Below are 8,440 nucleotides of genomic sequence, written 5' to 3'. Positions count from 1 at the left end.
GATAAGAAAACTGCAAATGATGGCAGTCTGGATAAGCCCATTGTCAAAGGATAGGTTAAATGAGGAGCGGAATGAGGTGAAAGTCTCACGTTCCGTTCTGGAGAGCAGTGGCTCTCGCAAGAGAGTCACTGACTTTAATCGTTCTCCTGTGAATGCTTGCCCGTTGGTCTGCCATCTTCCTGAATTGCGCGACAAGCCCAACTATTACAGCCAGAAAAAGTATTTGCCAGACCTGAAGAAAGACGTGGTAACGGTGCAATGGTCGGGTGAAGCGTTGGATTTGTCGCGGGTTCCAGCGAACACGCTGCAAGAAGTTTGTAAGCGGGTTGATATCGCGTTTGAGCGATTCATTTCGGGTGACTCTAACGGGAATCGAAGCGGGAAACCACGATTTAAGGCTCAATCTCGCTATCGGTCTTTTGTGATTGAAGGTGCTGGACTTGAATTACATTCTTGTTCTGTGGGTGGCAAATATTTGTATGTCAAAGTCCCCAAAGTTGGATTGATTAAAATTCGGTCGCACCGTCATTTGCCCGATGGATCAATCCTCAAACAGCTTCAATTCGTCAAGAAGACTGATGGTTGGTTTGTCAATTTGCGACTAGAAGATCCGACTGTTCCCGTGAGCAAGAATGACATCATTCCGACTTGGGACAATTCGCTCGGCATGGATGCCGTGTTGCATGAGGACGATTACCTGGCAACCTCTGAAGGCGTTAAGCTTCCATCATTAAAAGTGCTACGGAAAAGCCAGCACAAACTCACTCGTGTTTCGCAGAAAAAGAATGCCCTTGAGCGCGGGTCGTCATCACGTCGCAAACTGGCAAAACGAGAAGGACGGCAGCATCAAAAGATTGCTAGATGTCGTAAGGACTTCCAATACAAAACCGCTCATCAATTGGTGAGAACGGGTAAGAAAGTTTTCTTTCATGAAGACCTCAATCTCAAAGGTCTGACAAAACGCTGTGCGCCCAAACAAGACGAATCGGGCGCGTATCTCCCAAACGGTCAATCGGCCAAGTCTGGACTCAATCTCTCTTGGTCGGATGCGGCGTTTGGTCAATTCTTTCAATTGCTCGGTCACATAGCTGGAAAAGCTGGAGCCATCGTAATTGCAAAGAATCCTGCTTATACGTCTCAATTGCTTTCGTATCGCGATGAAGTGATTTTTACCGATACCAAGATTCGTGAGTATTGGGACGCGGATCTAAAACTCTGGGTTGACCGCGACATTAACGCCGCGATTAATATCAAGAGAGTGGGGCTGGACCTGTTCCCCACGATAAAACGCCGTAAAGGTGGCATCGTGATAGTTGGTTCTATTACCGATGATACCTCTAAGGAAGTTCTCCATATTCTTCGGAATATCTGAGAAGCCTACACCTACCCGCTAGGGAGGTGTAGGAGCGTCACTTATAACCCCGATAAGACTACCTTTATCCAAACAAGTATGTTAGGTTCATCTCTACCTCCGTCAGGATTTTATGTTCGCACCGCGTTAGACAGCTTTTGGGCTGATGTTTTAGGTGAGCAATGGAGACCTGCAATTTTTCTCACTTGGTGGGCTGACGGTTCTAGACCGCCAGGACAACAAGTCTTCGCTAGGGGTTCGGTTAGGCCCGATATCAGCCAGGGAGTCTGGTTATTTGGCGATCCGTTTTTGGGGACTCGGCAATTAGCTCTTGATAATATGGAACCGATATCGGATGACGTTTGGACAGGAAACTGGTCTGGGTGGGTACCGCAACCATCTGTTCCTGGTCGTGTTCCGATTTATGGCGGTGGGGTGTGGACGGCAACACGCCAAAACCCACAACCTGTTCCTGAACCTACTTTTACTTTGGGTTTATTAGTTTTTGGTGTCTTAGGCGCTGCTTCAGCACTGAAGCTCAAACATAAACAGCAGGAATCAATAGAAAAATAAACAGTTAAATCTGTTTAATCGGTTCAAAAAAAGATCGCAATCAACTCGTTGATTAGAGAAGTTGACCTGCTCTATTTGAGCCGCTTTTTTCTCAATTATGGACTCTAAAGCGCGTCTACAAAATTTGAAATGAGAGTTTGGCAAGCTGATTTTTATCGGCGTCCGTTAAAGGACGATTTGGGGCGATCACTCTGGGAATTATTGATTTGCAATCCGACGGGTAGCTTTAAATACCAAGCCTTATGTCCGCAATCTGAAGCGAATGCAACTTGGCTAGCAAATCAATTTCCCATAGCATCATCTGGCAAGTTACCAGATAAGATTCAAGTCTTTCGTCCCCAATCGTTGAGTTTAATCGAAACCGCAGCGCAACAATTGGGAATTGCAGTAGAAGCAACGCGCCGCACCGATGCCTTAAAACAATGGTTGCAAGAAAAAGCGCAACAATACCCCCATATGAGCAATTACACAGGGGAACCTTACCAATCAATAACATTAGATAAACCGCCCCCAGTGCCGCTACCAGAAAATCTTTGGGGAGAACAATGGCGATTTGCGACGCTACCAGCAGGTGATATAAAGGATGCGTTTGCCGAAAAACCAATTCCGATTTTAGAGATGCCAGAATTTTTGTTGCCCTTTAATTTGGGTATCGCTTCAACAGTGTCCGTTCCGGGTGTCATAATTTATGGCGGACGGCAATCGATGCGCTTGGCACGCTGGTTAGAGGAATCTCGACCCTTTGCATTAAACTACATTGCCGGTGAGCCAGATGGGTTAATTTTAGAAGCGGGATTAATTGACCGTTGGATAGTTGCCACATTTGAGGATAAGGAAGTTTCTCAGTCAGCGCAAATGTACGAACAACGCAAGGGGTTAAGTAAAGGATTGCACTTTTTATTAGTGCAACCAGATGATTCGGGAATGACTTACACTGGGTTTTGGCTATTGCGAGGAGAGGATTGAAGAAGAGATGCAAAGACGCAAAGACGCGGGGACGCGGAGAATGATGAAGTTGTAGTTGTAGGTTGGGTTTCGTCCCTCAACCCAACCTACGAATGGTTTTTCTTACAGGACTTACGCGCAGGAATACCATATATGGTGTTGCTGGTGCCGTACTCTCGTCTAACGCACCCTACATATAGAAGCTTTGCGTAAGTCCTGTCTTATTCAATACCTAAGCGAAAAGCAATTTTATCTGCCCAATCGGGGAAATCAATCAGCGGATTGCGATTTCCTTGCTGCTCGAAAATTGCCATGTTTCTGTGTTTTTCGTATTCGGTGACCCGATAAGAATGATGCCACTGCAACAAAGTCTTTAAACTCTCTACCTTGTATTCTTTTTCAGTTGGATCGATTTCTCCTGGATAGCGCAGTAAGAAGTAAAGTGTAGCGCGCGCTACAGCGCCCTTTCCGGCACTCGGCTCAAATTTATCTTGTGATAGTTTGCCGCAGCGATCGCTTATACTTTCCCCAAAATCCGGAAAGTCGAAAAATGGATGATTTCCCCGGTAACTGTTGCATTTCGCTTCGCAGGTAAACAGATGGTGCAAATCGCCTTTCATCGGTTCTCGCTTACCGAACCACGACTGGGGAACTACATGCTCGCAATTATAGGGCAATCTTGCCTCGATTAAAGCCAATACTTGCCTCGTCTCTACCGCACTCATCGCCGATACAGTCTTATTTAGCCTTTGAATCTGTAAATTCCTGATTTGCTCGGTGCGGAAATCTTCTCGAATAATTTCTTCAGGGTTGAAAACTTCCCCGGAGTAAATGCTTCTGAGCTTCAGATCGGGGTAAAGGTCAACCCAAGGGTAAAGTCGAGCGGCTGGTTTATAGCTTAGCTTGTTTTTATGCGTCTGAGCCAGTAGGTTTTTCAGCGCCAGGAACAACTCACTTGGATTGAGAGAATTAATGCTTGGGAGACTTGCGTAATAGTTATCGCGGTTGATGCGATCGCTCGTTTCGTCGTAGTATTTTTTAGTCCGCGACGACGCCAATGTCCTCAAAGCTTTCTCAAGATCTGTAGCAGATGTCTCGAATTGTGGAAATAGCTGCTCTTCCAACATTTTTTTACCTCTTAACTTGAATGAATTTTATTGATTTAACTTCTATGTTTATATTTCAACAGGCGCGGCTACTTTTCCGGAAACCAAATATTGAGTTTCTTTAAAAGAATAAAACAAACCCGGTTTTTTCAACAAATAGGTTTTCTGGCTCAAAATATCGAAAATATGGTATAATTACAAGCTAATTAAATTAAGCGATCGCGCCTATAACTTTAATAAAAAAATTGAGGCAAGAATATGACTCAAGAACTGATAGATTTAAGAGCTAGTATCCTGGAGGGACGCTACGCCGATGCGTTGGCAATTGTGGATGAACTAGAAGGCATGAGTAGACAAGCAATACTACGTACTATCCAATCATTTTTAAGGATTTTGCTGATTCACTTGATTAAAAATCAAGTTGAGCAACGATTAACAAACTCTTGGGCGAACTCAATGCGAAATTCTATTCGAGAAATCAAGAAACTGAACTTGCAAGACAATAAAAAATCTTACTACGTCAAAATAGATGAATGGGAATCAAACCTTGAAGATGAATTTGAAGAAGCGGTTTCCCTGGCGAGTCAGGAAGTGATGGAGGGAACTTACAGCCCTTTTCAGCTGGCAGAGTTAGTAAATAAAGACCAAATTATTGCAACGGCTAAAAGCTTGCTGTCTCTCACTTATGATTATTCGGCAAAAGAATTATCTTCAGTGATTAACGATCGCTTAACTCAGCTTCCGGGTGGGGAAGATTGGAAAGCGGGTAGGAGGTTATAAACTGGATAACCAATCTTGGGTAGATTTAGGCGATCGCATACACAAAACCTCAAGATGAGCATACTCAGGTTTCTGCAATAAAATCGGATATTCTCTTCGCCTTTTGCCGTAAGTTTGCAGCGCCCATAATATAATTGAATCGCGACTAAATGTTGTTTTCCAAGTTTCCCGGTTGCCATTACATACGTTTTCTTTCGTCACTACCCGCCAAAATGTCCGCCATATTATACGACTCATAATTACTGGCAAAGAATAGTCCAACCAAACAACTGTATCGGCTTTTGACCAAACGATATTACGTTCATCATTGTTTAAATTGCCATCTACAACCCAACGGTTGCCAGAAAGTGCTTGTGAAACGCGATCGCGCATCACCTCATCCGGGACTTCAGTCCAATTTGGTTCCCAATGCAAAGCATCTAATTCCACATGAGGAATCGCAAGACGCTGGCAAATTTGCCGCGCCAAAGTTGTCTTACCAGACCCAGTCGTACCAACAACAGAAATGCGTTGCATTTATTTACTCTTGCTTATGTCAGCGGTATATAAGTAATTTGGTCTTTATATTCATCTTCAAAAGATGCCCCAGCAATAGCAATTAAATCCTCAATGATTCGACCTATACTCATGTTTGGACGCAGCACCAAAATGCCTGGTATGTGACGACCTTCAGCGAGATGATCGACTAGATGTACAGGCATAGAAGTGCGGTTATTGGTGACAAGTATGTATCCGTTTTCCTCACACCAGCATAAAATTTCTGGATCTTTCGTACTTTTTGGTGGAACGTCTGAGTCACCAACCGCGCAAACTATTAAATCTGGCTGCTGAAGCTGTAGTTGCTCTTTATACAGAGGCGACATATTTTCATCAATCAAGTACTTAATTGTCATGATTGATGTTACTCTGTTTGTTTAGCTGCTTTTTGCTTCTCTTTCCACTCAAGGACTTTTGCCACAAAAGCTGGAGGATTTTTATCAAATTCTGCTTGAGCTTTTTCGCAGTAATCTAACCAATCTTGGAAATATTGTCCAACGGTTTCTTTATTGGCAAGATAGTACAAAATTGTGGCATACACTTGTTCCAGAGTTACTGTGCGGAAGTTTTGCTCTATTTCTTCTGGGGTTTTGTTGTTATGAATGTATTCGTACAGAATATGCTCGATACCGACGCGGGTTCCTTTGACGCGGATATCGTCAGGTCTTTGAAAGTCAAAATAATCTTCTAGTACTTGCATGGTTATTCCTCTAGTTCTACTTCTAGGAGTTTTACAGACTCGCATTGGGAGTTTTAATCACAACAGGTTTATTCAGCTTGGTATGCAAAGCTTTGTAAGTAATCCCGAAACCGCGCTGTTCCAGAATTTTCTCGATAATATAGTTACCATTCTGTAACCTTTGTCTTGCTGCCCAAACCATGTCGCGCTTTCCAGACACCTGGGTTGATTATGACACAAGTATGGTGGGGTGGGTATCTTGAGCAGGTTTTGTGGGGTGGGCATCTTGCCCGCCCCACAAATGGCAGGCAAGATGCCTACCCCACAAGAATTTATCTTGCTGCAATCAGGCTGCACTCCATTCCTCTGTTGGCATTTTAACTAACCTGCTTTAGGCACAACTTCATGTTTAACAGGCAGTATATTTTCCAGATTTACTTTTAACGAAGCATCCATAATTTCAATGCCGACAATCTTGTTGTCTTCCCCAATATCTAGAACAATATCCTCGGAAAGACGCTGATTAATTACCTGCTGCTTTCGATTATCTAAACGCAGGTAAAGTAAATCTGATTTGCTGTCATAGAAAATCTGCAGATCGCAATTTTAGATAAAAAACTTATATGTATGCGTTTCAATTTTAATTTACATTGACTAATATTACTCCTTTCCTGCCCAAAAAATACCTATTTAACGAACCACAGAGGCACAGAGAACACAGAGAGAAGAGGAAAGAAGAGATAGGTAATCTTCTTAATTTTGGCACAGAAACCGGATACCGCTATGGGGTAAGGGCAGGCAAGATGCCTACCCCACAAGAAGTTATGTTGTATACTCGGCGTTAATTTTCACGTAGTCGTAGCTCAAATCGCAGCCCCAAGCTTTACCAGAACCAGAACCGTTGCCGATACTTACTGAAATTAAAACGGTATCTTCTTTTAAGTAAGCACCTGCTGCGGCTGTTTTCAAATAATTACTCGCCGCCTTTCGATCGAAGGGCAAAGGTTGACCGTTTTCCATTAATAAGAAATCGCCCAATTGAATTCGCAAATCTTGTTGGTCGAAATGCACGCCCGCCCTTCCTGCTGCTGCTGCAATTCGTCCCCAATTCGGATCGCGTCCAAATACGGCTGATTTTGCTAATGAGGATCCGGCAATTGTTCGGGCAACTTTGCGCGCGTCTTCGTCTGTATGTGCGCCACTTACTTGCACTTCTATTAAACAAGTTGCGCCTTCGCCGTCGCGGGCGATCGCTTTCGCCAAATACTGGCATACTTCGGTTAGCATCGCCTCCAATTTCTCCGCATCCGCCCCCATTTCGGTAATCGCTGGGGTGCGAGATTGACCGTTTGCCAATGCCATCAAAGTATCGTTGGTACTCGTATCCCCATCAACGGTAATTTGATTGAAGCTTTTATCCGCCGCCCGACTTAACATTTCCTGCCACAGGGAAGTAGAAACCGCTGCATCGCAAGTTACAAATGACAACATCGTCGCCATATTCGGATGAATCATCCCAGAACCTTTGGCAATACCGCCCATTCGTACCGGACGCCCGTCTATCATCGTTTCTAGGGCAATCGATTTGGGGACTAAATCTGTTGTAATAATCGCCCCTGCTGCTGCATCGCCCCCCGTTTCCGACGCCGCTGCGACTAATTTGGGAATACCTGCCCGCAGGGCATCCATTTTAATTCGCTGTCCGATGACGCCGGTAGACGCCAATAAGATTGATTCTGGGTCAATATTTAGCGCTTCACCCAATAATTGGGCGCTTTCTAACGCATCCGCCCACCCTTGATCTCCGGTGGCGGCGTTTGCTTGTCCAGCATTGCACAGGATGGCGCGGGCGCTGTGCTTTGCTTGCAGGCGCTGGCGACAGTAGTCAATCGGGGCGGCGCGCACAACTGAGGTGGTGAAGACTCCCGCTGCGATTGCTTCCACATCCGACACAATTAACGCTAAATCCGGCAATCCCGAAGGTTTCAATCCTGCCGTAATTCCCGCCGCCCGATACCCGCGAGGTGCCGTCACGCTACCGCTAATTACCTGCCAGTCTGCCATCGTTTTTCCCTACAACCTTTAGCAGGCAGATTATACCAATTGGTAATTGGTAATTGGTAATTGGTCAGGACTTGTGCATCGATCCCCCAATGCCTTGGGGGGAAACAACGATCCCCGCCTGCCCCCAATGCCTTGGGGGGAAACAACGATCCCCGCCTGCCCCCAATGCCTTGGGGGGAAACAACGATCCCCCCTGCCCCCAATGCCTTGGGGGGAAACAACGATCCCCGCCTGCCCCCAATGCCTTGGGGGGAAACAACGATCCCCGCCTGCCCCCAATGCCTTGGGGGGAAACAACGATCCCCGCCTGCCCCCCGCAAGGGGGGATTCTAACCTATTAGCAATTAGCCATTAGCAATTAGCCATCACCCAATAGCCAAAAAAAAAAGGGGAGTCGCTTGGACG

The 8,440-nt window shown here is 45.3% G+C and carries 11 protein-coding genes; 4 read left to right on the top strand and 7 right to left on the bottom strand.

Features of this window, described 5'->3' with window-relative positions:
- The 3 genes from ACE1CM_RS03190 to ACE1CM_RS03180 form a co-directional block, all read left to right on the top strand.
- Positions 1–1,372, top strand: a 1,372-nt coding sequence (locus ACE1CM_RS03190) for an RNA-guided endonuclease InsQ/TnpB family protein (protein WP_374875957.1), incomplete at its 5' end; no start/stop codon positions are given.
- Between the two features lie 78 nt (positions 1,373–1,450).
- On the top strand, positions 1,451–1,924 hold the full coding sequence (locus tag ACE1CM_RS03185; protein ID WP_374875956.1) for a hypothetical protein: 474 nt from the start codon (positions 1,451–1,453) through the stop codon (positions 1,922–1,924).
- Between the two features lie 129 nt (positions 1,925–2,053).
- Entirely contained in the window at positions 2,054–2,890 is an 837-nt protein-coding gene (locus tag ACE1CM_RS03180; RefSeq protein ID WP_374875955.1) for a Tab2/Atab2 family RNA-binding protein, read from the top strand.
- A 200-nt stretch (positions 2,891–3,090) separates the two neighbouring features.
- Here ACE1CM_RS03180 and ACE1CM_RS03175 read toward each other — a convergent pair whose 3' ends face one another.
- Entirely contained in the window at positions 3,091–3,996 is a 906-nt protein-coding gene (locus ACE1CM_RS03175) for an endonuclease I family protein (protein WP_374875954.1), read from the bottom strand.
- A 237-nt stretch (positions 3,997–4,233) separates the two neighbouring features.
- On the opposite strand from ACE1CM_RS03175, the gene ACE1CM_RS03170 reads away from it, so the two are divergent.
- Positions 4,234–4,755, top strand: coding sequence for a DUF29 family protein (locus tag ACE1CM_RS03170; RefSeq protein ID WP_374875953.1), 522 nt, complete (start codon positions 4,234–4,236; stop codon positions 4,753–4,755).
- Here the strand turns inward: ACE1CM_RS03170 and ACE1CM_RS03165 are convergent.
- From ACE1CM_RS03165 to argJ, 6 genes are all read right to left on the bottom strand, one after another.
- Positions 4,750–5,271: an AAA family ATPase gene (locus tag ACE1CM_RS03165; protein WP_374875951.1), complete on the bottom strand. Its 522-nt coding sequence runs from the start codon at positions 5,269–5,271 to the stop codon at positions 4,750–4,752. The genes ACE1CM_RS03170 and ACE1CM_RS03165 overlap by 6 nt on opposite strands.
- Positions 5,272–5,285: 14 nt before the next feature.
- Entirely contained in the window at positions 5,286–5,648 is a 363-nt protein-coding gene (locus ACE1CM_RS03160) for a DUF5615 family PIN-like protein (RefSeq protein WP_374875950.1), read from the bottom strand.
- Positions 5,649–5,656: 8 nt separating this feature from the next.
- The gene (locus tag ACE1CM_RS03155; protein ID WP_374875949.1) at positions 5,657–5,992 is read right to left on the bottom strand and encodes a DUF433 domain-containing protein; all 336 of its coding nucleotides are present in this window, start codon (positions 5,990–5,992) and stop codon (positions 5,657–5,659) included.
- 31 nt (positions 5,993–6,023) lie between these two features.
- Positions 6,024–6,173, bottom strand: coding sequence for a hypothetical protein (locus ACE1CM_RS03150; protein WP_374875948.1), 150 nt, complete (start codon positions 6,171–6,173; stop codon positions 6,024–6,026).
- Positions 6,174–6,352: 179 nt separating this feature from the next.
- A complete protein-coding gene (locus ACE1CM_RS03145; protein ID WP_374875961.1) occupies positions 6,353–6,562 on the bottom strand; it encodes a DUF2283 domain-containing protein in 210 nt (69 codons plus the stop codon).
- 231 nt (positions 6,563–6,793) lie between these two features.
- Positions 6,794–8,035, bottom strand: a complete 1,242-nt coding sequence (argJ, locus tag ACE1CM_RS03140) for a bifunctional ornithine acetyltransferase/N-acetylglutamate synthase (RefSeq protein WP_374875947.1) — start codon at positions 8,033–8,035, stop codon at positions 6,794–6,796.
- Positions 8,036–8,440: the final 405 nt, after the last annotated feature.

This window comes from Microseira sp. BLCC-F43 (genome assembly GCF_041929235.1).
Taxonomy (GTDB): domain Bacteria; phylum Cyanobacteriota; class Cyanobacteriia; order Cyanobacteriales; family Aerosakkonemataceae; genus Microseira.
This window is presented reverse-complemented; position numbering and strand designations above follow the sequence as displayed.

Bases quoted from the DNA above. Each gene is read 5' to 3' on its own strand.
- argJ (WP_374875947.1), bottom strand. From the start codon at position 8,035: ATGGCAGACTGGCAGGTAATTAGCGGTAGCGTGACGGCACCTCGCGGG.
- ACE1CM_RS03185 (WP_374875956.1), top strand. From the start codon at position 1,451: ATGTTAGGTTCATCTCTACCTCCGTCAGGATTTTATGTTCGCACCGCG.
- ACE1CM_RS03155 (WP_374875949.1), bottom strand. From the start codon at position 5,992: ATGCAAGTACTAGAAGATTATTTTGACTTTCAAAGACCTGACGATATC.
- ACE1CM_RS03165 (WP_374875951.1), bottom strand. From the start codon at position 5,271: ATGCAACGCATTTCTGTTGTTGGTACGACTGGGTCTGGTAAGACAACT.
- ACE1CM_RS03160 (WP_374875950.1), bottom strand. From the start codon at position 5,648: ATGACAATTAAGTACTTGATTGATGAAAATATGTCGCCTCTGTATAAA.
- ACE1CM_RS03180 (WP_374875955.1), top strand. From the start codon at position 2,054: ATGAGAGTTTGGCAAGCTGATTTTTATCGGCGTCCGTTAAAGGACGAT.
- ACE1CM_RS03170 (WP_374875953.1), top strand. From the start codon at position 4,234: ATGACTCAAGAACTGATAGATTTAAGAGCTAGTATCCTGGAGGGACGC.
- ACE1CM_RS03150 (WP_374875948.1), bottom strand. From the start codon at position 6,173: ATGGTTTGGGCAGCAAGACAAAGGTTACAGAATGGTAACTATATTATC.
- ACE1CM_RS03175 (WP_374875954.1), bottom strand. From the start codon at position 3,996: ATGTTGGAAGAGCAGCTATTTCCACAATTCGAGACATCTGCTACAGAT.